General features: G+C 37.1%; 16 protein-coding genes. 1 reads left to right on the top strand and 15 read right to left on the bottom strand.

The features are described from left to right. Positions 1 to 28: 28 nt before the first annotated feature. The 15 genes from JOD96_RS19685 to JOD96_RS19615 form a co-directional block, all read right to left on the bottom strand. Entirely contained in the window at positions 29 to 1,252 is a 1,224-nt protein-coding gene (locus JOD96_RS19685; protein ID WP_209565920.1) for an SGNH/GDSL hydrolase family protein, read from the bottom strand. Between the two features lie 11 nt (positions 1,253 to 1,263). Next, complete coding sequence (locus tag JOD96_RS19680; RefSeq protein ID WP_209565919.1) at positions 1,264 to 2,991, bottom strand: glycoside hydrolase family 43 protein; 1,728 nt, start codon at positions 2,989 to 2,991, stop codon at positions 1,264 to 1,266. Positions 2,992 to 3,223: 232 nt separating this feature from the next. After that, positions 3,224 to 5,167: a RagB/SusD family nutrient uptake outer membrane protein gene (locus JOD96_RS19675; RefSeq protein ID WP_209565918.1), complete on the bottom strand. Its 1,944-nt coding sequence runs from the start codon at positions 5,165 to 5,167 to the stop codon at positions 3,224 to 3,226. 11 nt (positions 5,168 to 5,178) lie between these two features. Beyond that, positions 5,179 to 8,271 carry a SusC/RagA family TonB-linked outer membrane protein gene (locus tag JOD96_RS19670; RefSeq protein ID WP_209565917.1) on the bottom strand — a complete coding sequence of 1,031 codons (3,093 nt, stop codon included), beginning with the start codon at positions 8,269 to 8,271 and terminating at the stop codon, positions 5,179 to 5,181. Positions 8,272 to 8,807: 536 nt separating this feature from the next. Then, positions 8,808 to 9,464: a fructose-6-phosphate aldolase gene (gene fsa / locus JOD96_RS19665; RefSeq protein WP_209565916.1), complete on the bottom strand. Its 657-nt coding sequence runs from the start codon at positions 9,462 to 9,464 to the stop codon at positions 8,808 to 8,810. Positions 9,465 to 9,638: 174 nt separating this feature from the next. Further along, positions 9,639 to 10,964: a xylose isomerase gene (xylA, locus tag JOD96_RS19660; protein ID WP_209565915.1), complete on the bottom strand. Its 1,326-nt coding sequence runs from the start codon at positions 10,962 to 10,964 to the stop codon at positions 9,639 to 9,641. Between the two features lie 4 nt (positions 10,965 to 10,968). Next, on the bottom strand, positions 10,969 to 12,453 hold the full coding sequence (locus JOD96_RS19655) for a xylulokinase (protein WP_209565914.1): 1,485 nt from the start codon (positions 12,451 to 12,453) through the stop codon (positions 10,969 to 10,971). Between the two features lie 61 nt (positions 12,454 to 12,514). Next, the gene (locus tag JOD96_RS19650; RefSeq protein ID WP_209565913.1) at positions 12,515 to 13,222 is read right to left on the bottom strand and encodes an NUDIX hydrolase; all 708 of its coding nucleotides are present in this window, start codon (positions 13,220 to 13,222) and stop codon (positions 12,515 to 12,517) included. Positions 13,223 to 13,258: 36 nt separating this feature from the next. Next, entirely contained in the window at positions 13,259 to 14,293 is a 1,035-nt protein-coding gene (locus JOD96_RS19645; protein ID WP_209565912.1) for a glycoside hydrolase family 43 protein, read from the bottom strand. Positions 14,294 to 14,317: 24 nt separating this feature from the next. Next, entirely contained in the window at positions 14,318 to 15,751 is a 1,434-nt protein-coding gene (locus tag JOD96_RS19640) for an MFS transporter (RefSeq protein WP_209565911.1), read from the bottom strand. Positions 15,752 to 15,973: 222 nt separating this feature from the next. Further along, positions 15,974 to 17,089 (bottom strand): endo-1,4-beta-xylanase, encoded by a 1,116-nt coding sequence (locus tag JOD96_RS19635; protein ID WP_209565910.1) that lies wholly within the window; start codon positions 17,087 to 17,089, stop codon positions 15,974 to 15,976. 103 nt (positions 17,090 to 17,192) lie between these two features. Then, positions 17,193 to 18,362 carry a mannonate dehydratase gene (gene uxuA / locus JOD96_RS19630; protein WP_209565943.1) on the bottom strand — a complete coding sequence of 390 codons (1,170 nt, stop codon included), beginning with the start codon at positions 18,360 to 18,362 and terminating at the stop codon, positions 17,193 to 17,195. A 132-nt stretch (positions 18,363 to 18,494) separates the two neighbouring features. Continuing rightward, positions 18,495 to 19,232, bottom strand: coding sequence for an SDR family NAD(P)-dependent oxidoreductase (locus JOD96_RS19625; protein ID WP_209565909.1), 738 nt, complete (start codon positions 19,230 to 19,232; stop codon positions 18,495 to 18,497). Between the two features lie 18 nt (positions 19,233 to 19,250). Continuing rightward, positions 19,251 to 21,413: an alpha-glucuronidase family glycosyl hydrolase gene (locus JOD96_RS19620; protein ID WP_209565908.1), complete on the bottom strand. Its 2,163-nt coding sequence runs from the start codon at positions 21,411 to 21,413 to the stop codon at positions 19,251 to 19,253. 347 nt (positions 21,414 to 21,760) lie between these two features. Further along, the gene (locus JOD96_RS19615; protein ID WP_209565907.1) at positions 21,761 to 22,795 is read right to left on the bottom strand and encodes a LacI family DNA-binding transcriptional regulator; all 1,035 of its coding nucleotides are present in this window, start codon (positions 22,793 to 22,795) and stop codon (positions 21,761 to 21,763) included. Between the two features lie 226 nt (positions 22,796 to 23,021). Between JOD96_RS19615 and JOD96_RS19610 the strand changes: the two genes are divergently transcribed. Continuing rightward, positions 23,022 to 25,655, top strand: a complete 2,634-nt coding sequence (locus JOD96_RS19610; RefSeq protein WP_209565906.1) for a beta-glucosidase — start codon at positions 23,022 to 23,024, stop codon at positions 25,653 to 25,655. Positions 25,656 to 25,683: the final 28 nt, after the last annotated feature.

Below are 25,683 nucleotides of genomic sequence, written 5' to 3'. Positions count from 1 at the left end.
ATTGGTAAGCTTTTGAAAGAAAAGGCAATTATTTAAATAAATTGAGGTCTATTGTTTCTCCCATCTTAACATAACCTGCTTCGTTTGGATGCAAAAAATCGCCGTCGTGCAGGTTGGCTGAAATTGTTTTTGAACCTTCTTCTGCAACCATGGCTTTGTCAAAATCAATAACGGCATCAAACGCTTTGCTGTTTCTTATCCAGGCATTTACAATATCGCGGGCTTCTTGTTTGTGTGGCGCATCATAAAATGATTTCGCAAATGGCAAAATGGTACAGCCGTAGACTTTAATTCCTTTTGCATGCGCTTTGGTAATCATTACTTTATAAGCGTCAATAAGTTCCTGCGCTTTCAGGGGGGCATCTTCCGGATTTTTAATCCCGCCTATGTCGTTGATGCCTTCTAGAATTACGAGCCATTTTGTGCCTTTTTGAGATAGTACATCTCTGTCAAAACGATTCAGGGCCGTTGGACCTAATCCGCCCTTTACTACACAATTCCCTCCAATTCCTAAATTCAAAACGCCTATTTTTTCTGTTTTTTTATTGGCAGATAATCGTGCCGATAAAATATCTGTCCAGCGATTTTGTTTGTTGGTTCCGGAGCCTCGGCCGTCTGTAATGGAATTTCCCAAACAAACGATATTCGAAGCATTTTTATCCGCCACAACATCCAATCCCATAATCGAATACCAGTGATCTGTTTTTATAGCGCCATCAAAAGCTGTGTTTTGAATTTGATTTCCTTCCAGAATGTATGAAGTGGTTCGTGAACCGGGATGTCCTGAGGTTTTTTGCGATGAATTTCCGTAATGGATGGTAATCGCTAAAAGCTGTCCGGGCTGTAATTCAAAATCAAATGCATCTGAAAAAACGTCCTGTTCCGGATTGATTGTAATGTCGATTTTTCCGTTAAAATGGAGTTCCTTTTGGGTCTTAGCATCAACGATTGGTGCATTGACAACATTGGCCACACTAACGGATTTTAAAACCGTTGGCTGATCGCTGAAGATATTAGAAAAACGTAATCTCATGCGTTTTCCTCCAATAGAAACCCTGATGATTTGTCGAAGCGTATTTTCTGAAAGTCCAGGAGCGGGCGGCATATTATTGGGTTCTACCAACATTTGTGCGGTTGCCCAGGTTCCTACCCAATTCTCTGTTTTTGATTTGTTTTGCGCCAATATCTGACAGCTCAAAAACAAAAAGAAGAGCTGTAAAAACAACAATCTTTTAAAATATTCCTTTTTCATTTTTTTACTTTTTATTGCGGCTGAGCATCATTTGCAGCCGTTGCATACAATCCTACCAATGCTCCTGTAAAACCTCCTGCTACATTTGTTGACAGAATATCTCCTGAAACGGGTTCTCCTAAATTTTTAAAATCAGTACCGTTTAGGGCATAACTAAATTCGTAACTGTCTCCGGTTGCTTTTACCTGAAGTCGTATGTTTTTTTTGACTTCGATTTTAGCACTTGCTATTATCGTCGATTGTCCTTTTTCTGTTCTTTCTAATAAAATATAGGTGTCTTTTCCTTTTTTTGTGATGCCAAAAACATAATTAAAACGCTCGTTTTGCAGGCATGTAATTCCTGCCAAATCTTTTTCAGATGCAGGTTTGTAGTCGATTGTTGTGGCAAATGAGAATGTGTTGTGCATTTGTCTGTAAAAAAGTGTCGACGTAGGTTTTAGTTCTTTAATATTGACTTCGAAAGGATTAATCTGAAGTCCTTTTTTGGTTACAGAACTAAAATTTTCACGCGGACCTCTCAATCCGATCCATCGGTAATCTAATTTATCTGAAGTAAAATTCTCGGTAAATGTGAAATTGCCATTTGGGAAAAAGCCGTCTTTGCCTGTTTTGTTTTCGGTAACGCCTTTTGGCATTTTTATTTTTGGTTCTAAAGGCACTAATCCGTTTTCAAAAACCGGAAAAGTTCCTGACCAGTCTACCGGAAGCATAAACGTTTCGCGTCCTGTATTAACGAGGTCTTTATCATTCGGACGAACGCCTAAAAATACACCGTAATATTTATTATCTGGTCCGAGAACTAAATCGGCATGTCCTGCCCAGTCTACTTTGTCTTTTCTGTTTTGCGGAAAATACCTTTGGGTTAAAATCGGGTTGTTTGATGCCGGTTTAAAAGGCCCTTTTGGACTGTCACTGATAAAAATAACTTCACTGTGATTTCCGCCTGTACCGCCCTCGGCACACATTAAATAATAATGACCATCTTTTTTATACAAATGCGGCGCTTCTATCCAGATTGGTTTTTTAGAAAGATCTACTCCCCCATCTACAATAATTTTATCCGTTCCTTTAATAACCTCATCTTTTTCGAGATCGTATTCCCAAACTTTTATAACACGATGACCTTCATATAATTGCTTTCCTTTATCGGGAGCGTCATTGTGCACGATGTAGCCTTTTCCGTTATCATCAAAAAAGATACACGGATCGATTCCGTCAAAACCTAATTTTATCGGGCTTCCCCAGCCTTTCATCGGGTCTTTTGTTTTTACTATGATATTGCCCAGGCCTCCGGAAAATGCTGTTACAATCATATAGAAAGTATCATTGTGTGGATTATACGTTATTCCCGGTGCATATACACCCTGGCTTATACCGGTATCGTGCGGATTAAATTCTGAGACTTTATTTAGTATGCCTCCAAGGTCTGTCCAATTCACTAAATCTTTAGAATGGAAAATAGGCACGCCTGGAAACATAGCAAATGAAGAGCATACCATAAAATAATCATCGCCTTTTCTGGTAATGGCCGGATCGGGATAACAGCCCTGCAAAACGGGAGAATAAAACTCATCTGGTTTTAAGGGATTATTTTTATAAATATTGTCGTTTCCCTGATACACAACATTCGAAAAAATGGGTGGTTTTGGTGTAATATAATCTTTAAACTTTGTTCCTTTAAAAGAAAAAAGAAATAGTATTGATATGGATAATAAAAATAATAGGTGTCTTTGTTTCATCTTACAGATTCTTTTTTGTAGACATTTCTTAAGAAATGTTAGATTATTTTAAAATAATTAATTTCAACATATCAATGTTAGCCTTTGGTAATCAATTCATTTTTACAATTAAATTCACAATTTAAAAGCCGGGGAATTTTACTTCCCCGGCTCAATTTAAGCAAACTTAACCAACTTATAAAAGTTTATTTGTAGAATCAACACTTATAATTACATTTAAATCTGCTATATCTTAATTGTATCCTGGATTCTGGTAAGCCTGCTTTTCAGAAGCTGACATCTCCATACCGTCTATCTGACCCTGTGGAATTGGGCGCAGATAATGATATTTCTCTATTGTTCTTGTAATAACCTGTGGTGTATGATCACCTAAATTTGGCCCACCGATTGTATATGTGCCGGCTAGTTCATTCCATTTTTGAGTTCTCACTAAGTCATACCAGCGGTAGCCTTCACCATAATATTCGCGTGAACGTTCTGCCAGAATATAATTAATGTCTATTATTGCAGGGGTTGCGCTTGTTAACAAAGCACTATTATCTGCAGTTTTTGCTACATTTCCATTATTATTCCAACGCCATTTTCCTGCACGTGCACGAATTACATTAATAAGATCTCTGGCAGTCATAGACCCTGTTGCTCCTTTTACTGCAGCTTCTGCAGCAACAAAATAAAGTTCTGAAAATTTAGCCACCGGATAAGGTCTTGTGCTACCGGCATTTGGCTGTCCCAATCCACCTGCGTTATCTGTACGGTATGGTCCCAATTTCCATAAGCCTGGGTATACTCTTCTGCTAATTCCTAGTGGAGAAACTACATAATCGGCTCTGCCCGGCAAAACTCCGGCACCAACATTACTGCCTCCGCCGCCTGTATAATCGATTGGTGTGGCTGGCTCATCATTAAGGAAAGACAAAATAGCATCTCCTGGTTTTACCGGTAATGCATTAGCATTATAAAGTGTTGCCACATCGGTTTGTCCGGTTCCTATTAAATTCCAGTTGCCACGATATACAGAAGTAAACGTCCCGTCATATCTGGAGTCATTTGTTTTATCTGCAAAAGTATTTGTAAAAACTCCTATTGGCGGCGCCATTCTTGTCCATGGACGGCCTAAGAATTGGTCTGCTGCTCTCTGAACGCTGGAAACTGCAGATCCTGCCGCATTTCTACTTCTGATAGAGGTATAATCCCATGTTCCCATCCAGCCTGCAAAATTGTCCGGTGAGCCTCCGCTACCATATGAAAGGCTTCCTCCATTATAATATTCACTTGCCTGAGTATGGTCTGCATAAAGCATCATCTCTTTATGACGGTCATTTGATCCTAAATTTACATCATAATAGTAGGGTAGCAATGCATATGGCCCAGGATTATTGATACCATCTAAAGCCAAATCGTAGGCTTTTTGAAAATACCATTGAGCATCGTGTCCGTCAGGATCTGTTCTTGGTGTATCAGGATATGTCGGAATATCATTTGGATTTTCTAGCCACCATCCATAAGTAAGATAAGCTTTTGCCAATATTAAACGAGCCAGAGTTTTGGTTGCTGTTCCTGTTAATCTTGGAGAATCCGGTAATTCATTAACCGCTGCTACAAGATCTGGAAAAATAGCTTTAGTGTAAACTTCAGGAACTGTATTTCTCTTGGAAGATCTTGATGGATAAATGTTGAATTTTAATTCTCCGGCTCCTAAATCTAAAGGCACTCCTCCAAAATTCTGAACCAGTAAAAAATAATCAAAACCTCTAAAGAATTTAGATTCCGCAATTAATTTACTTGCTACTCCCACTGCTGCCCCATTTTCAATAATTCCACTGGCAGTGTTTATATCATTATAGGAATTATTCCATACTACATCTGCTCTGCTTGAAGTGGGATTAATGATTCCTACCCCTGATAAATCATGATCTTTAAAGTTACCATCGGCTTGTTGACCATATGTATATTCATCTGTACCTGTTTCAGTAGAGTTGTAATAATAGGCCTGACCGTAAATCCAGCGTAAATGAGCATAATGTGAAGTTAATCCCTGAATTACACCACTTTCTGTTTTAAAATAGTCCGGTTCATAAAAATCATGGGGGTTCTCTTCCAGAATATCAGAGCAGCCCGAAAAGGATAACAAAACTACTGATCCTATAATTAAGTTTTTTAAAATATATCGTTTCATAGTTTTCTTGATTAAAATGTTAGATTAAGTCCTAATAAATAATTTCGGGTTGAAGGAGTATTTGTTCCAATAACCAAAAATCTTCTCTGGTAAGTACCTGTTACTGCTTGGTTTTCATCTCCAAGTGAATTTGTTTCCGGATCCATACCAGACATTTTGTGGTATGGGGAGAAAAATACAAAAGGATTTTGAGCTGTAAAATAAAGTCTCAGTCTTTCAATTCCTAAATCTCTCATGAATTCCTTATCCAATGTGTACCCCAATGTTAATGCTCTGATTTTCACATAAGATGCGTCAAAATAACCCATTGTTGACATGTATTTTGGATTATCACCTGCTCTGATACCTCTTGGGTTAGGGAATTCGGCATCTCTATTATCTGGTGTCCAGTAATCTACATCGACGTTACTTCTACGTCCGTTAAGAAGGTTAAGATAACTATTGCCTCCATAAAGCGTACTCACTAATACACCTCCGCTTTTAAATGCACCAACTGCAGAAAAATCAAAACCTTTATAAGTCAAATTAGTATTAAAACCTCCCTGAAAATCCGGGTCGGTATCTATTATTTGTCTGTCGCTTCCATTAATTGCACGTGTTGGTGAGCCATCTGGGTTGTACTCTCCGGTATATTTTACTTTAATAGACCCTACTACAGTTCCCTGCTGATTAATTCCTGCAGGTCCAGGTTCATATATAGACATGTAAGGATCACCTTCCTGCCAAAGTCCAACTTTTTCGTAATCATAAATAGAGTTGATATTATGCCCTACAAACCAAGAGTTACTCTCATCTCTTTGAGCTCCTGAAGCCAGTTTAACCAGTTTATTATTGTTGGCATATAAGTTAACACCAACAGACCAGCTTAAGCCTTTTGGATTATCCAGAATAACTCCGTTTAAAGAGATTTCATAACCTTTATTTTCGGTTTCACCAATGTTTCCGGTAAATGAGTTTATACCAGATGTTACAGGCAAGGCTACTTTTTGCAGAACACCTTCTGTATGTGTTTGATAATATTCAATTGTACCTGATAAACGATTATTAAAGAATCCAAAATCTAATCCATAATTCCAGGTTGTAGAAAACTCCCATCCCAAGTCTGCATTAGGTGCATCTGTAAAATATACTCCGGTTAAATTTGTACTTCCAAAGTTGTATGGTCTGGTTGTTAAAGCTCCTAAAGTAGAATATGGGGTAACTGCCTGATTGGAAGTTCTACCATATCCTGCACGAAGTTTCATTAAATTAATCCAGGAAAGTTTTTTCATAAATGACTCATTTGAAACTGTCCATCCTACAGACACAGCCGGATAAGTAAACCATTTATTTCCTTTAGCCAATCTGGATGAACCATCTGAACGAATTGTTCCTGAAACAAAATATTTATTATCATAAGAATACATTGCCCTTGCCATGTAAGAAGTCAGCCCCCATTGTGTATAGTCTTGTTCTGACGGCGTAATAATTATTGGTTCTTCACTGTTGGCCATATTGTAAAACTGAAAGGCATCTGAAGTAATTCCTTTTCTTGTTATTCTTGAAGTATTACTCGTATATTGTTCATTCGAATATAATCCAACAACGTTTATAGTATGTTTGTCTGCAAAAGTTTTGTCATAGGTTATCAAATTCTCAATAAGCCATTGGGTGGACATATCATTTCTAATAGCTGCTTCTGATAATGTAGCGGCATTTACATCAAATACTCCTTTTCCTTCGTAATAACCGTTATTAGCCACACGGAAATTTAATCCTGTATTCATACGATATTTCAGACCATCTACTCCAGGTATTTTCACCTCAGCAAAAATGTTATTGTAACTACTATATGCTCTGTCTAAGTTAACATAAGCTTCTCCCAGATTATTGATAGTCTCTCTTGTATACACCCAGTTTTCATCAGCTGCCATTCTAACTGTTCTTTTCAAAGAACCATCTTCATTATATGGATTTGCCAAAGGAGAAGTAGACAAAGCAGTACCTGTACCAATGTTATCTCCATTTGTAACAACATAATTACTATTGGTATTAAATCCAATACGGAAATAATTTCCAATCTGTTGATCTAAACCTGCCCTAAGGCTGAAACGTTCATAACTTTGACCCGGTAAAACAGATTCTTCTTTATAATAACCTAAACCTGCGTTGTATGCACCACGCTCAGTACCACCAGTAACAGTTACATCATGACTAACCATTTCTCCAGCACCATAAAGTGAATCCTGCCAGTTAGTGTTTGTGTCTCTTGATTCATCCAACCCATCAGTGTATAAAGTTGAGTAGTCACGAAGTGCCCCAAACTTAGCGCCATCCATCATATCATATTGACCAAAAACTTGTTTGATACCACTAAATCCATTATAATTAAATGTAGCTTTCTGGTTTTTGCGTCCTTTATTACTTGTAATTAATATTACTCCATTTGCTCCACGTGAACCATAAATAGCAGTTGCAGAGGCATCTTTTAAAACATCAACAGATTTAATGTCAACAGGATTAATATCGCCTATTTTACCACCAAACGGAACTCCGTCCAGTACAATCAGCGGATCATTTTCTCCGGTTAGAGATCTTGTTCCACGTATACGGATTTGCATGGCAGCTCCTGGTTTTGAAGAGGTCTGCAATAACTCTACACCTGCCAGCCTGCCCTGCAGCGCCTGTGTAACGTTCGCAGCCTGAACTTCGTTTAGTTCTTTTCCGCCAATAGACGCTACAGATCCGGTAACGGCTTCTTTTCTTTGTGTTCCATATCCGATAACAACCACTTCTTTTAATTGAGCGGAATCTTCTTCAAGGGTTACATTAATTTGAGTTTGACCGTTGACCGCTATTTCCTTGTTTCTTAAACCTATAAAACTGAAAATAAGAACACCATTGGAAGGTACATTGATAGTATAAGTACCATCAAAACCTGTACTTACTCCATTCTTTGTTCCCTTTAAATTTATATTAGCTCCCGGAATTGGACCATTTGCATCTGATACCGTCCCGGTAACTTTTGTCTGCGCACTCGAATGGAGAGACAACGCAAACATTAAGATCAAAAAACAAAAGCATTTTAGATGCTTTGCTTTACTTGTAACAAAAGAGTTAGTCATAAAAATTGATTTAGATAGTTAAAATTTGATTGGTTTAGTTAATAAGTGTATTTAAAACAAATATAGAAAAAAGCAATTAATACACAATCGGTTGTTTGTTATTTTTTTATGTATTCAATAAAAAAATACACTTTAAAAAATAGTGTATATAATTTATAAGCCAAAATAATACAAATTACTCATTTAGTCAATTGGTTTTAAATATAATTTTAATGATATTGAGGCTTTATTTGTATTTAATTAAAAAAAACATAAAAGTCTGTCAACCAATACTGCACTTTTAGAACAGCGCTTTTTTAATGTAAAAATATTGTTAAAATTGAATTATTAAAGGTAAATAAAGCCACGTACTTACTATTAATCACTGATTTTCTTGTTTCTTTTCATTCAAAAAAACTAACAGAAAAAGCAAAAAGGCAATCGGTTGTTATTGGCAATAAAAAAATCTCCTTCTAAGTTTAAATTTAAAAGGAGATTTTTATAAGATTATAATTTACCAGATTAACAATTACCTTATTTAACTAGTAATAAATATGTTACAAATTCATTTTCTTGGCATCTTCAATAAATTGGTTCAGTCCAATATCAGTTAGCGGATGTTTTAAAAGTCCTTTAATAGCAGAAAGTGGTCCGGTCATAACATCTGACCCTGCTTTGGCACAATTTACAATATGCATGGTATGTCTTATAGAAGCCGAAAGTATTTGAGTCTGATAATTGTAGTTATCATAAATTTCTCTTATTTCTTCTATTAAGTGCATTCCATCAGTTGAGATATCGTCTAATCTTCCTAAAAAAGGCGAAACATAAGTTGCTCCCGCTTTAGCTGCCAACAAGGCCTGCCCTGCCGAAAAAACTAAGGTAACGTTGGTTCTTATTCCTTTAGAAGAGAAATATTTACAGGCTTTTACACCATCACCAATCATGGGTAATTTCACCACAATTTGAGGATGCAAGTCTGCCAGTTCTTCACCTTCTCTCACCATTCCGTCAAAATCTGTTGAAACCACTTCTGCCGAAACATCTCCATCTACAATATTGCAGATGTCCAGATAGTGTTTCAAAATATTATCTTTTCCTGTAATTCCTTCTTTTGCCATTAAAGACGGATTGGTGGTTACTCCGTCTAGAACGCCCATTTCCTGCGCTTCTTTAATATCATGTAAATTGGCGGTATCTATAAAAAATTTCATTTTTTTGGTTTAATTTGGTTATTTAGTAGCTTAGTTTGTCATCCTGACGAAGGAAGGACCACACTCGATTCCGTAATATATATCGACAATCTTTGTCGAGTTTCTTGTGTGATCCTTCCTTCGTCAGGATGACAAACTGTACGCTGAATTATATAACGTCTTACAGCTATATCATTAAATATACTGATTGATAATATTCTCAAACAATTCCTGTTTACCGCTTTGAAGTGTTAGTTCACCGTTTTGGTTTGCGATATCGTATAAATCTTTCAGGTTTAATTTTCCTTCTGCAAAATCCTTTCCTTTTCCGGAATCGAATGAACTGTATCTTTCTTGTCGCAATTTTTCGTACGGAGAAGAAGTAATAATTTTATCTGCAGTCAATAATGCTCTTGCAAAAGTATCGGCACCGCCAATGTGCGCTAAGAAAACATCTTCAAGATCTGTAGAATTTCTTCTGATTTTAGCATCGAAGTTTACACCACCGCCTTGCAATCCGCCTGCTTTTAAGAAAACCAGCATTGCTTCTGTTGTTTCCTGAATATTGTTTGGGAATTGATCTGTATCCCAACCGTTTTGGTAATCACCTCTGTTGGCATCGATGCTTCCTAACATTCCGGCTTTTGCAGCCACTTCCAATTCGTGTTGAAAAGTATGCTGAGCCAAAGTGGCGTGGTTTACTTCGATATTGATTTTGAAATCTTTATCTAAACCATATTCTTTCAAAAATCCAATCGCAGTTGCAGAATCAAAATCGTATTGGTGTTTTGATGGTTCCATAGGTTTTGGCTCGATAAAGAAAGTTCCTTTAAAACCTTGTGCTCTAGCGTAATCTCTTGACATTGTCAGGAATTGTGCCATGTGGTCTAATTCTCTGCCCATATCTGTATTCAAAAGAGACATATAACCTTCTCTTCCTCCCCAGAATACGTAGTTTTCTCCGTCTAAAGCGATAGTTGCATCCAATGCCAGTTTTACCTGACCTCCGGCTCTTGCTACTACATTAAAGTCTGGATTGGTAGCTGCTCCGTTCATGAATCTTGGATTTGAGAAACAGTTTGAAGTTCCCCAAAGCAATTTAATTCCGGATTCTGCTTTTTTCTGTTTTAAATATTCGGTAATCGTAGCCAAACGTCTTTCTGATTCTGCGAAAGTTGGACCTTCAGCAACCAAATCATAATCGTGAAAACAGAAATAATCGAATCCCATTTTACTGATAAATTCAAATGCAGCATCGGCTTTGTCTTTTGCTGCCTGAATTGGATCTGATGACTGATCCCAGGCAAAATTTTGAGTTCCTGGTCCGAATGGATCACTTCCTTGTCCGCAGAACGTGTGCCAGTATGCAATCGCAAATCTAAAGTGCTCTCGCATTGTTTTTCCCGCAACAACCTGATCCGGATTGTAATATTTAAATGCTAACGGATTATCAGATTCCTTGCCTTCAAATTTAATCTGACCTATGCCCTTATAATATTCTTTATTTCCTAAAACTATCATCTCTTTATTTTTTATAAGTTAATATTAATTCTAATTCTTGTTTCCATTTTGCGTAAGCTTTTGCATACGGCTCAGCATTTTTTAGCGGTAAAAAGGTCATTACGTGATCGTTGGTTGTTATGCTTGAACCAAATTTTGTGTAATCTCCATCTTTTAGCCCCACAGCTCTCGCCGCTCCTACTGCTCCGGTTGTGTTGTAAATTTCGATTTCGTGCCCGATTAAGGTTGCCACTGTATTCGAAAAAATCTCAGAACGGAACAAGTTATCATTACCGGCCCTAATCACATTTATCGTCGCATTATCATCTTTTAGACATTCCATTCCGTACACAAAAGAAAAAGCAATTCCTTCAAGGGAAGCCCTGAACATATGGGCACTGTTGTGAATATTTAAATTGAGATTTAAAAAATGCGTTCCGATGTTTTTATTGTTGAACATACGCTCTGCACCATTTCCAAACGGAATCACGACAACACCATCAGAACCAACATCAATTTTTGACGCTTTTCGGTTCATCGATTCGTAGGTTTCATCGCCCATATTATTGCGCAGCCAACGATATTGAATTCCGGCTCCGTTTATATTTAAAAGTTTCCCTACTCGTGGTGTTTTTTCTTCGTAATTAACATGCACAAAATTGTTTACTCTTGTACTTTTTCCCGAAGATATTTCGCTAACGGCATAAAAAACGCCCGAAGTTCCGCCGGTTGCAGCCACTTCTCCCGGATTCAAAACATTTAAAGCCAATGCATTATTAGGCTGATCTCCTGCTCTGTAAACCACCGGAATCCCAACAGGAAGTCCTGCTTCTTTCGCTCCTTTTTCGTTTAAAGTTCCCTGATTGGTAAAATTCTCCACAATAGTTGGCGTCAGCGACTGGTCGATTCCGTAATAATCCAGAAGCCAGTTTGCGACTTTATTTTCTTTATAATCCCAAAGCATTCCTTCAGATAAACCATTTTTGGTGGTCGTAATTTCTCCGGTTAATTTTAGCGCAATATAATCGCCCGGAAGCATGTATTTGTAAATCTTATTGTAGATCTCAGGTTCGTTTTCTTTGACCCATTTTAGTTTGGAAGCGGTAAAATTTCCAGGGGAATTTAGTAAATGCTGCATGCATTTTTCTTCTCCAATTTCGGCGAAAGCCTCATTCCCAATTTCAACCGCACGGCTGTCACACCAAATAATGGAGTTTCGAAGCGCATTTCCGGCTGCATCCACAATAACCAATCCGTGCATTTGGTACGAAATACCAACACCCGTAATTTTCGACGCTTCGATATTCGCCTCACGAATGGCTCTTTTTGTTGCGGTGCAAATGTGCTGCCACCAGATTTCAGGATCCTGTTCTGCCCAGTCAGAATGAAGGGCAACAATTTCCATTTCGTTTTGAGGTTCATTCAAAACAATAATTTTCTTTCCTGTCTCTGCTTCTACCAAAGCCACTTTTACAGAAGAACTCCCAATATCATATCCTATATAATACATACTTATAATGATTCTCTTAAATTAAATTTGTTGGCCTGAATGTTATCAATTTTAATCCGAATTAAAAATTGAGGTTAAATTCCCTCTGCGATAATAATTCCTGATTTTGTAAATTCAGACTATAAAACCTTGCTGCTCTGTGTGAAACATCTTCTTCTTTTTCGTTTGAATCATGCACGATTCCAGTCTGCAGTAGCTTTCTTCTAAAATTTGATTTGTTTATCTCAATTCCCAAAATTTCTTTATAAAGGTTGATAACCTGCAGTAACGTAAATTTCTCGGGCAGTAAATTAAATCCAATGGCACTTTTGCAGATATTTTTACGCAATTCCATTAAACTGAAATCCAGAATTATTTTGTGTTTATTATTTAAATCAATTATTTCATTAATGCCAATCCATTTAGTATCAGCATTAAAAAAATCATCTTTACTGTTATCTCTTTTTACCAGAGCATAATAGGCAATCGAAATATCTTCCTGTAATGAAGAAGACGATTGATAACTAAATGCTTTTAACTGTTCTAAGAAAAAATGATCACCTCCAATATAATTCTTCAGAATATTATGGGCCGTACTCAGTATCGTTTCCCCTTTTCTGATGTAATCATTCGCCAGCCCCCAGGTTATAACTCCCTCATTGTCCTGCTGTTTTACTAATAAAACTTTAAGACTGTTATTTTCAAAATTGAATATTACACAATCAATTTCTATTTTGTTTGTAATATATTGTCCGGCGATTTTTCTAACTTTTTCATCTCCCTTTTTCATAGAAAACAAAATTTAAACATATTACTTTTCTTCAACTTAATCTCCCGATCTTCTTATTCCATAAGGATCTATAGTAACAATTGAGCCATCTTCCAGATACGCTATTTTTGTCACCTTCATGCTTCGCAAATGCGTTACCCCTTTTGATAAACTCGAATCGTGGTAAAACAAATACCAGTCATCTTCAACTTTACAGATAGAATGGTGCGATGTCCAGCCTACAACCGGATTCAAAATTCTGCCCTGATAGGTAAAAGGCCCATACGGACTGTCGCCTATTGCGTAACAAATAAAATGTGTGTCGCCTGTTGAATACGAAAAATAATATTTGTCGTTGTATTTATGTACCCATGAAGCTTCAAAAAAACGACGGTCGTTGTCTCCTGCCAATAAAATTTCTCCATTTTCATCGAGGATTTTAATCTCTTTTGGTTCTTCGGCAAATTCCAGCATGTCATCTGTCAACAAAGCCACAATTGGTCCTAAAGCTGTTTCATTTGCAAGAGGTTCTTCATGATCTAAACTGTAGGTATTGTTTCTGTATTTTTGAAGCTGACCGCCCCAAATGCCGCCAAAATAAATATAATGCTTTCCGTCGTTGTCTTCAAAAACAGCGGGATCAATACTATAACTTCCTTTAATAGCTTCTGGTTCAGGTAAAAATGGCCCAACCGGTGAATCGCTTACCGCCACTCCAATCTGGAAAATTCCGTTGGCACGTTTCGCCGGAAAATACAAATAAAACTTTCCGTTTTTGCAGGCGGCATCTGGTGCCCACATTTGTTTTTCGGCCCAGGCCACATCTTTTACATGAAGTGCCACTCCGTTATCAACCGTTTCTGCGTCAATACTATCCATTGAAAAAACGTGATAATCTTCCATTCCAAAATGGTCGCCATTATCATTAAACGGAATACCCGCATCAATATCATGCGACGGGTAAATATAAATTTTACCATTAAAAACATGCGCCGATGGATCTGCGGTATAAATATGAGAAACCAAAGGCTGCGAAATGGCTTTTTTATTAATTTGCTCGAAATTAATTTGTTCAGTACTATCTTCAGGCATAGTGTATTTTTGTTTTATAAAATATTAAGTTCTTCTTTCTTTTAAATCTGTCTCTATCTGTACTTCCATTTTTTTATCGATTTTATAGAAAAATAAGAGTGCAACTCCTATTAAAAAAGGTATTGCAGGAAAAATGCTCACCAATAATTTTATTCCGTTTATGGCAACAGCGGTTTGGCTTAAAGCGTTTGGTATATAATGGAAAAAGCCTAAAAACGAAGTGGTTAAAGCTCCGCCAATACTTAATCCGGCTTTTAAACCTACCATCATGGCCGAGAAAATAATGGCCGTTGCACGACGGTTATTGAGCCATTCTGAATAATCGGCAACATCTGCAATCATGGCCCATAAAAGCGGAATTGTTATTCCGTAGAAAAATCCGTGCAATATTTGTGAGAAAAACATAAAGCCGATGGCTCTCGATGGAAAAAAATAAAAAACAATAATAAACAAGGTCGAAATGAATAAAAACAACCCAAAAATATTTCGCTTTCCGTATTTATCTGCCAGACTTTTAGAAAGTGTAATTCCCACAATCATGAAGATGATTCCGCCCGCATTAAACAATCCGAAACCTGCTGAAACAGGATCACTTCCAAAATAATTCAATTTAAAGGTGGATAGAACATCCAAAATAGGCTGTATAAAAATCGCAAGCTGTTCTTTGTCTACATAATTTTCAAAATAATAGACATACGAACCGCCTTTCATCGCCAACGTAATGAATACTAACGTTGTAAGACTTAACATAATAACCCAGGGTTTGTTTTTTACCAAATCGCTCAAATCTTCTTTAATGCTTGATTTTTGTTCCGGTTTGGGAATAATACGTTCTTTTGTCGTTAAAAATGTGATCAACAACATGATCGTTCCAATGATGGCCAAAACCGTCATTACTTTTTCGATTCCGATGGCTTTATCTCCGTTTCCGGCACTTTTAATAATCCCGAGCATAAAAACCTGAACAAAGAATTGTGCAAACATTACCGCCACAAAACGATAGGCCGACATACTGTTTCTTTCGCGCATATCTCCCGTAATCACGCCGCTTAAAGCAGAATAAGGCAGGTTATTACTCGCGTAAAAAAGCAACAATAAAGTATAGGTTACAACGGCGTAAAGCACTTTTCCCTGATAAGAAAAATTGGGAGTTGTGAATGCCAACAAAGCGATCACACCCAGTGGAATTGCGGTTATTAAAATCCACGGCCTGAATTTTCCCCATCTTGTAATGGTCCTGTCTGCCAAAACACCAATAATGGGGTTGAAAACAAATGCAGCAATTAAGCCAACGACTAGCATAATTATGGAAGAATCAGTGGGTGACAATCCATAAATATCTGTGTAGAAATAGGCCAAATAAGTCATTAATGTCTGGAAAACCAAATTTGCCGCTAAGTCGCCTAAGCTGTATCCGATTTTTTCTTTGATAGATAATTTTTGTGAAATGTAATTCATTATTTTATGTGGTTATTTTGGCTTGAAATTAGAATTTATTTTTCTAATATTCGGTAGTTAATTGAGGTCTTTAAATACTATAAAAACAAAGAACAATCGGTTGTGTAAATTTATATAAAAAAACAGAACCCGCAAGTACTGTTTTAATTATTTCACTAAAACTAACAAAACACGCATTCGGTTGTGTAGTTATCAATAAAAAAGTTTTTTATAACTCCTTTTTTATTGTTTTGTTTCTTTTAATTGAATTACGCTGTTATACGCTTTTTTTGGCTGCAGGTTTTTATCAAATAATAGCGGGTAATTTGTCCTGCCTTTTATAGGCCAGTCGTTTAGCCACGATTGTCCGTCATGAACGCCCCAAAAAGTGACACGGCTAATTTTGTCTTTGTGTTTTAAAAATAATTTAAAGATAGAAGCATAACGCTCTGCCAGTTTCAGCTGTACAGAATCCGGAAGTTTTTCAGGATACGGATTCATTTTAGGATCTCCTTCAAATTTTTGATTTACATCTGCACCGCTAAAATCCTTCGGATTTGGCAATACCGAAATATCAAGTTCTGTAAAAGCCACCTTAATGCCAAGCGCAGAATATTCTAAAATACTTTTTTCAATTTCTTCTAATGACGGATAAGCTAATTTCCAATGTGCCTGAATCCCTACGCCATCAATTTTACCTCCACCAGCTTTTATTTTTTTGATCAATGCAATGTTTCCCGCTCTCTTGGCCGGTTCTTCATTATTATAATCATTGTAATACAAATCCACTTTTGGGTCGGCAGCTGCAGCCAGTTTAAAAGCATCTACAAGATATTTTTCGCCCAATTTGTCCAGAAAAATCGATTTTCTTAACGTTCCGTCTTCGTTTAAAGCTTCATTCACGACATCCCACGAATCTACCTGGCCTTTGTATTTAGAGACAATAGTCGTGATATGCTCTTTCATGAAAGCTTTCATTTCTGTGCTGTCTTTAATTTTTTGCATCCAGGGCGCCAGCTGACTGTGCCAGATCAAAGTATGACCGTGAATAAACATTTTGTTTTTTTTACCATACGCGATAAATTTATCCGTAAGAGCAAAATCATATTTGTCTTTCTCCGGATGTACATACATCGATTTCATGATGTTTTCTGCGGTAATCGCATTAAACTGTTTGACAATCAATGAATCTTCCTTGGCATTTTTTTCCTCAATTTGATCAGCGCTCAAAGCAGTTCCAATGTAAAAATCATTTTTATAGCTGTCTTTTAAGGAAACAGCCTCTTTTTCTTTTTGTACATTACAGCTGCTTAAAACTGCAACAGACAAAAGCAGTAGAGAATTTTTAAGTATTTTCATTTTATGTGGTTTTACGGTTAGTAGTTAGTACTTAGTTGTTAGTACTTAGTTGTTAGTACTTAGTTGTTAGTAAATTTTGCTTCTTGCTTTTTTCGATGATTGCTTAAGCCAGTTCTTTCAGTTTATAGGCGATGCCCATTTCTAATCCTCTTAACTCAGCAAGACCTTTCAATCTTCCTGTTAAAGAATAACCGGGATAGGTTTCCTTGTCTTTATCCACTTCATGCAAAAATCCGTGATCGGGGCGCATGGGCAGACTTATTTTTCTGGAATTCATGAGCAATAAAATTTTCTCGACAATGCTTTCCATTTTGGTATCACCGTTTAAATGTTCTGATTCCCTAAAAATAGTTTCGCTTTCGCGGAAGGTATTTCGAAGATGCAAAAAGTGAATTCGGTCGCCGCATTCGTCTATAATTCTTTCCAGATTATTTTTAGGATCTGCTCCCAAAGAACCTGTGCAATAACACAATCCATTTGCATGCAAGGGAACAGCATTCAAAATGGCTTTAATATCTTCTTCCGTAGAAACAATTCTGGGTAATCCCAAAACCGAAAACGGCGGATCATCAGGATGAATCGCTAATTTTACATCATACGTTTCAGCGACCGGAGCCACTTCTGATAAAAAATAAATCAGGTTTTCTCTTAGTTTCTTATTGTCAATATCAGCGTAGTTATCTAATAAAGAAAGAATTTGTTCTGCCGTAAAATTGATTTTACTTCCAGGTAATCCCAATAAAACATTCTTAAAAAGCAACGCTTTCTCGTCTTCAGAAAGTTTGTTTCCAAACTGTAACGCGTTTTCTTTCTCCTTATCAGAATAATCATTTCCTGCATTGGGCCTTTTCAGCAAAAAAACATCAAAATAAATAAAAGCTTCCTGATTGTATAAAAGTGCTTTACTCCCATCTTCATTAATAAAATTGTGCTCTGTTCTTACCCAGTCCAGAATGGGCATAAAATTATACGTGATGATTTTAATGCCGCAGTCTGCTAAGTTTTTAATACTAATTTTATAGTTTTCAATGTATTGCAGATAATTTCCGGTCGCACGTTTTATTTCTTCATGAACAGGCAGGCTTTCAACCACTGTCCATTCTAAACCTGCTTTTCTTATAATTTGCTGTCTTTCTTTAATAGCTTCAACCGTCCAGATTTCACCAACAGGAATTTGATGCAAAGCGGTAACGATACCCGTTGCTCCGGCTTGTTTTATATCTAATAAACTTACGTTGTCATTTGGTCCAAACCAACGCATCGTTTGCTGCATTTTTATCATAGCATCCAATTATTTTATTATGCTGAATTATTTTAAAAGGACTCGAAATTTGTCAAAGTTATTTCGCGACGAGACCTAACAGGTTTTGAAAACCTGTTAGGTCTAAAACCTTATATTAACTTATTAAAACCCAATACTATTTCCGCCATCAACAGGCAAAACAGTTCCGGTGGTGTATTTTGATTCGTTTAATGCGAAATAATAAACAGCATCTGCAATATCTGATGGTTCTCCTAAAAAACCCATTGGCGTTCTTCCCAGCACTTTATTTTTTCTTTCGGGATCATTATCCAATGCGGCAGAAGACATTTTGGTTTTAATGAATCCCGGAGCAATACAATTCACACGAATACCAAACGGCGCCAATTCTACCGCCATGGCTCTGGTCATCGACTCGATTGCGCCTTTACTGGCTGAATAGGCAATTACTTTTGGAATCCCATATTGTGATGCCATCGAACTAATGTTGACAATGCTTCCGCCATTATTTTCTTTCATGTTTTTTACAACGGCTTTACTCACAGCAAAAACGCTCAAAAGATTGGTATGAATTACTGATAGAAAATCTTCATCGGTAACGTCTGTAAATTCTTTTTTCAGATTGATTCCGGCGTTGTTTACCAAAATATCAATTGGGTTTTCGTGCGTTAACTTTTCAATCATTGTTGGAATTCCGCTTAGATCATTTAAATCAAAAATAACCGGAATGGCATTTTCGCCAATTTCCTTGCAGGCATCTTCTGTTTTGTCTTTTGATCTTCCAATTATATAGGTTTTAATACCGTTATCGCATAATTTTTTTGCGGTTGCAAAACCCAAACCCGAATTTCCTCCGGTTACAATTGCCGTTCTTGTGCTCATATATTTTTAATTTGAATATTAATTTCCCGGTGCAAAAGGAAATTTTAATGATTTAAAATAGTCTAAAGACTGTGTTGCTTTTTCAACGCTTAAAGGTAATTCCTTTCCTGAATATTGTTGAAAATATAGTAAGCACGCATCCCGCCACCATTTTGCTTCTTTATGCTGAATTTCTAACAACATCTGTACTTCCTTAAAACGTTCTGCATCAACATATTTCTGCGTTTTATTCCAGATATTTTGCATTGCTGCAACCTGATTTACACCTTCCTGATATTTTAAAGCTAAACCATTCCAAAGTGTTTGTCCGTTTTTCAGTTTATAATCCCAGGAAACGTGATGAAACCATAACAAATCTTTTTCAGGACAGGTTTCGAGATTATCGTACATTTTTTCTACTTCGGGAGCGTATTGTGCGGTGGCATTGGTTCCGGTTTTTGATCGATCGAAACCAATTCCGTTTTTATCTGCTTTGTGATAATACACGGGATTCCATTCTGGTCGTGACAAATTGGATACCCACGGACCCGGACCGTAATGATGTCCTGTATCCATAATGTGATGCAAACCATGCGGTGTCATGTAATTGACAACAGCTTCGCGCGAATCCATCATCATTGCTTTAACAGGTTTTATGAAATTTTCATCATTTGAAAATGTGCTTCGAAGCCACTCATCAGCAATGGTTTCAGACTCCAAATACGGATTCCAAGCCAGTCTGCCAAAGCCGTACCAATTGGCCTGTGCAAAAGGATGTCCTGTCCAGTTAAGATCATTTCCGATATTTGAAACTCCGGCAATTCCCGTGAGTTTCGTTTTGTTGAAAGAACCGTCAATCACTTTGGCAACGGTGGTTCCTTTTCCTTTTTGATACGTATCTGATTCTAGAACTTCCTGAAATAATTTTGGCAGAAAAACCAAATGTGTACTAAATCCTAAATATTCCTGTGTAACTTGAAACTCCATCATCAAAGGTGTTTTTGGCATCGCACCAAACATGGGATGAAAAGGTTCACGAGGCTGAAAATCAATTGCTCCGTTTTTGACCTGAACAATTACATTGTCTTTAAATTTTCCGTCATAAGGCACAAATTCGGCGTAAGCCTGCGTCGCTCTGTCGTTTGCATCATGTTCAGAATAGACAAAAGCGCGCCACATAATGACACCTCCAAAAGGTGCAACGGCATCGGCCAGCATGTTGGCCCCGTCTACGTGATCTCTGTTGTAATTTTGCGGGCCGGGTTGGCCTTCTGAATTTGCTTTTACCAGAAATCCGCCAAAATCAGGGATTCTTTTGTAGATTTCTTTGGCTTTATTTTTCCACCAATTGATGACTTGAGCATCTTTAGGATCGGCGGTTTTTAAACCTCCAATTTCTATGGGTGCAGAAAATCGTGCTGTTAAATACACTTTGATTCCGTACGGTCTGAAAACGTTTGCCAGCGCTTCTACTTTTTCTAAATATTGTGGCGTCAGAATCAGAGCGTTTGCATTTACATTCGTCAAAACCGTTCCGTTAATCCCGATTGAAGCATTTGCACGAGCGTAATCAATATAACGCTGATCGATAAAATCAGGTAGTTTTTGCCAGTTCCATAACGAAAATCCGGCGTAACCACGTTCTACAGTCCGGTCAAGATTATCCCAGTGGTTTAGGATTCTGATATTGGTTTTTGGTGCATCGGTAATATTTAAATTCTGAATGGATGTGTTGGTTTGCATCAATCGCAGAAAACTGTAAACGCCATATAAAACGCTAATATCTGTTTTTCCTGTAATGACAATTTGTTTTTTATTTTTTATGGAAATAGATTTAATGATAAAACCTTCGTCATTTATCTGATCGAAGTTCCCGATTTCCTTTTGAATTTCAGCCGTTAGAAATTCTTTTGAACCTATTATAATATTGTGATCTTCTGAAATTGCTGATTTATTTTCAAATTTCTTATCCAACATCTGCTCCAAACCAGATTGCAATTCCGAAGAAGCAATTTTTGCAGTTTCTGATTTCCCAAAAGAAACAATTTCCTTAATACTAGAAAGATATTCTGTTTTTAGATTTGCATTTTCAACCTTATTGTATTGCAACCATAATTTATAATCTTTTTGAGCTGACGAAGACCAGCAAACTACCATAAAAAATAAAATAGAGTTGAGAATGTTTTTTTTAAGATGCTTCATTTAATGGGATTTCTTCAATTGATTTTAAAATGCAATTCAGAGTTTCTTTCTTAAATACGCTTATTTAGCAAAAAAAGTGCTAAAAAAATATACTATCAGAAAAAATAATCGTCTTGCAATCGGTTGTGCTAAAATACAAAAATATGGGAATAAAAAAATAAAAATGACTTTTTTTAACGGGGAACTTTAAATAAAATGCTCCGAAAGATGGCTACAGGTTTCAAATCGCCGACATAAATAGGTTTTCTAAAGGTTGAAATCTGGGGTTAAATGGCACAAAAAATAGGACACAAAAAAACCTGCCAAATTGTTATTGACAGGTGTTATTATATTGGATAAAGTTAATTTTAAATCCTTTTAGAAGATTCTCTCACAAGGACTTGCGTGTTCAAAAATGTAATTTCTTTCGCATCATCTTCTTCCTTAGCCGATTTAAGATTTTTGATAATTAATTCCGCTGCGGCCTTTCCCATTTTCTCTGCCGGATGTGTTATGGTCGAAATGTTGGGTTCAATTATTTTGGAGATGGGATCGTCGTTAAAACCAATTACAGCAAACTCTTCGGGTATTTTAATTCCTCTCTTTTTAGCTGTCTGTACGGCACTTACGGCCAAAATATCTCCCGGAGCAAAAAGGCCGTCCGGACGCGGTTTTAAATCAAATAACTGATTACAAGCTTTTACACCATCTTCATAAGTCATTTCTTTCAGATTTATAATCAGCTTTTCATCAACGGGAAGTTCATTTTCTAACAAAGCATCCATGTAGCCTCTTTTTCTTTCATTATATAAGGTACCAAATTCTGATCCTGCCGTTAGGTGTGCAATTCTTTTACAGCCCTGTTCAATAAGATGTTTTGTCGCTTTGTAGCCCGCCAAATAATTGTTTATGACTACACGAAACGTATCATAATCTCTGGGAACCCTGTCGACGAATACAAGTGGAATATTGTTATTGGAAAATTGATGGAAGTGAGAAGTGTCTTTGGTTTCCATTGCCAACGAACAAATAACGCCACTTACTCTGTTGCTGTATAATGATTTAGCCAGATTAACCTCCATTTCATAGGAATCATGCGACTGCATAATAAGAACGGAATATTCCGATTTTTGAGCTGCAATTTCGATACCGCTAATTAACGATGACAAAAAAGGCTGTGTTACCGTCGGAATCAAAATACCAATGGTTCTTGATTTATTGCCACGCAAACCTGCTGCCAAAGTGTTGGGTACAAACCCCATTTCTTTGGCTGTCTGTTTTACCAGTTTGATTGTCTTCTCACTAATAGTATGATGATCCTTTAAAGCCCTTGAAATTGTTGACGTCGCAAGATTTAATCTCTCTGCAATATCGTATATCGTTACATGTCTGTGTTCTTCCATTCTTATAATACTAAGATCGTAAATGTAATTATTTTAATGATATATCAATACATTCTGTCTGCATTTTGCATAACTGTAGACTTAATTCAGTATCTTTTTGCCTGTCATTTTTTACAGATCTCACAAAACATAATTTTTTTATTTTAAAAAAATGTTATTTCTTTACACAATCGGTTGTTTTAACTTCTAACTTTACTATTATCATTTACTACCTAAACCAAAGCTTATGAGATCATTAAAATTCACCTGCCTGTTATTTCTTTTTATCGCTTCTTTTTGCTTCGGACAGGAAAAGGAAAAGCCACAAAAATTTTTATTTCAGGATACCAGTCTTTCTTTCGAAGAACGGGTTAATGATCTTGTTGGCCGACTGACACTGGAAGAAAAAGTGTCTCAAATGCTCAATTCGTCTCCGGCTATTCCGCGTCTGGGTATCATGCCCTACGACTGGTGGAACGAAACGTTGCACGGTGTAGCGAGAACTCCTTTTAAAACAACGGTTTATCCTCAGGCAATAGCTATGGCGGCAACATTTGATAAAGACGCACTTTTTAAAATGGCCGACTATTCTGCTCTGGAAGGAAGAGCGATTTACAATAAAGCTGTGGAATTAAACCGAACCAATGAGCGCTATTTGGGACTTACCTATTGGACTCCTAATATTAATATTTTTCGCGATCCTCGCTGGGGGCGCGGTCAGGAAACGTATGGTGAAGATCCGTATTTGACTGGTACTCTAGGAGATTTCTTTGTGAGGGGCCTGCAAGGCGACGATCCTAAATATTTGAAAGCGGCGGCCTGTGCCAAACATTATGCCGTACATAGCGGACCAGAATCGCTGCGCCATACTTTTGATGTTGATGTAACGCCTTATGAACTTTGGGACACTTATTTGCCTGCGTTTCAAAAATTAGTTACGGGCTCAAAAGTAGCGGGCGTTATGTGCGCCTATAATGCTTTTAGAACACAGCCTTGTTGTGCCAGTGATATTTTAATGACCGATATTTTGCGTAAGCAATGGAAATTTGATGGCTACGTAACCTCAGACTGTTGGGCAATTGATGACTTTTTTAAAAATCACAAAACACATCCTGATGCAGAATCGGCTTCGGCAGATGCTGTTTTTCACGGTACTGATATTGATTGTGGTACAGATGCCTACAAGGCTTTGGTTCAGGCGGTAAAAAATGGAAAAATCAGTGAGAAACAAATTGACATTTCGGTAAAAAGGCTTTTCATGATTCGATTCAGACTCGGAATGTTTGATCCTGTTTCGATGGTTAAATATGCGCAGACACCGGCTTCTGTTCTCGAAAGTCCTGAGCATAGTGCGCATGCGCTAAAAATGGCTCGGGAATCAATGGTTTTGCTACGCAACGAAAAAGAGGTTTTACCCCTTAGCAAAAAGTTGAAAAAGATTGTGGTTCTTGGTCCCAATGCAGATAATGCTATCTCGATATTAGGTAATTACAACGGAACTCCGAGTAAATTGACAACGGTTTTAAATGGCATCAAAGAAAAACTAGGCAATAGCACAGAAGTTGTTTATGAAAAAGCAATCAACTTTACCAATGACACTTTACTAGTGTATCAGGACGTTAAGAATCAGTATCAGTACGAAGGAAAACAAGGTTTTAAAGCTGAATATTTTGACAATGCTGATCTATCCGGAAAGCCTATTGCCGTACAAACTGAATCAGAAATCAATCACTTTTGGCAGGAAGGCGCAGCTGTTATTAAAAACATAAAGGCGAACCATTTTTCTGCGCGTTATACCACCAATTTCACAGCAGACAAAGATGGTTCTATAACATTTGAACTCAGCGCTGACGATGGCTATCGCTTTTTAATTGATGGAAAAGAAGTAATAGATGCCTGGAAAAAGAACAGATGGGGAGAAAAAACCTATCAGTTGGTTACCCAAAAAAACAAAGTCTACAAGTTAGTTTTAGAATATTGGCAGGGTGAAGGAAAAGCAAATGTGGCCTTAAATACCGGAAATTTTGTAAAAACTGATTTTGCTCAATTAGTTGGGAGAAACAAAGATGCGGATGCTTTTATTTTCGTTGGCGGAATTTCCCCTCAACTCGAAGGAGAAGAAATGCCGGTTAATTTTCCGGGGTTCTCCGGAGGCGACCGAACTTCTATCCTGCTTCCGGAAGTTCAGACTAAACTGATGAAGGCTTTGAAAAACTCCGGAAAACCAGTTGTTTTTGTGATGATGACCGGAAGTGCAATCGCTATTCCGTGGGAAGCAGAAAATATTCCTGCAGTGCTGAATGCATGGTACGGCGGTCAGGCAGCAGGAACTGCAGTGGCGGATATTCTGTTCGGGGATTATAATCCGTCGGGGCGATTGCCTGTTACTTTTTACAAGAGCGATTCAGACTTGCCTGCTTTTGTTGATTATAGTATGGACAATAAAACGTATCGTTACTTTAAAGGTACTCCGCTTTTTGGTTTTGGCTATGGTTTGAGTTATACTTCCTTTAAATATGATCAGCTAACGATTCCTTCCAAAATAGAAAAGAACAAAACGGTTTCAGTTTCGGTAAGAATTACCAATACCGGAAAAACGGAAGGTGAAGAAGTCGCTCAATTGTATATTATGAATCAGAATCAAACGATAAAAGCCCCTCTTAAAACTTTGAAGGGATTTGAAAGGCTTAGTTTAAAAGCCGGCGAAAGTAAAACAATCACTTTTACTCTTTCTCCTGAAGATCTGTCTTATGTTACTGCCGAAGGAAATTTACAACAATATGACGGTAAAGTTAAACTGGCCATTGGCGGTGCTCAGCCTGATGAAAAAAATCAATTGAAAAGTAACATCGTGTCTCAAATTATTCAAATAGAAAAATAAAAAGAAACTACATTCTCGCTATTCAGAA

Source organism: Flavobacterium sp. 1355, from assembly GCF_017833415.1.
Classification (GTDB): Bacteria; Bacteroidota; Bacteroidia; order Flavobacteriales; family Flavobacteriaceae; genus Flavobacterium.
The sequence above is the reverse complement of the archived record's forward strand: the minus strand, read 5'-3'. Positions and strand labels throughout refer to the sequence as shown.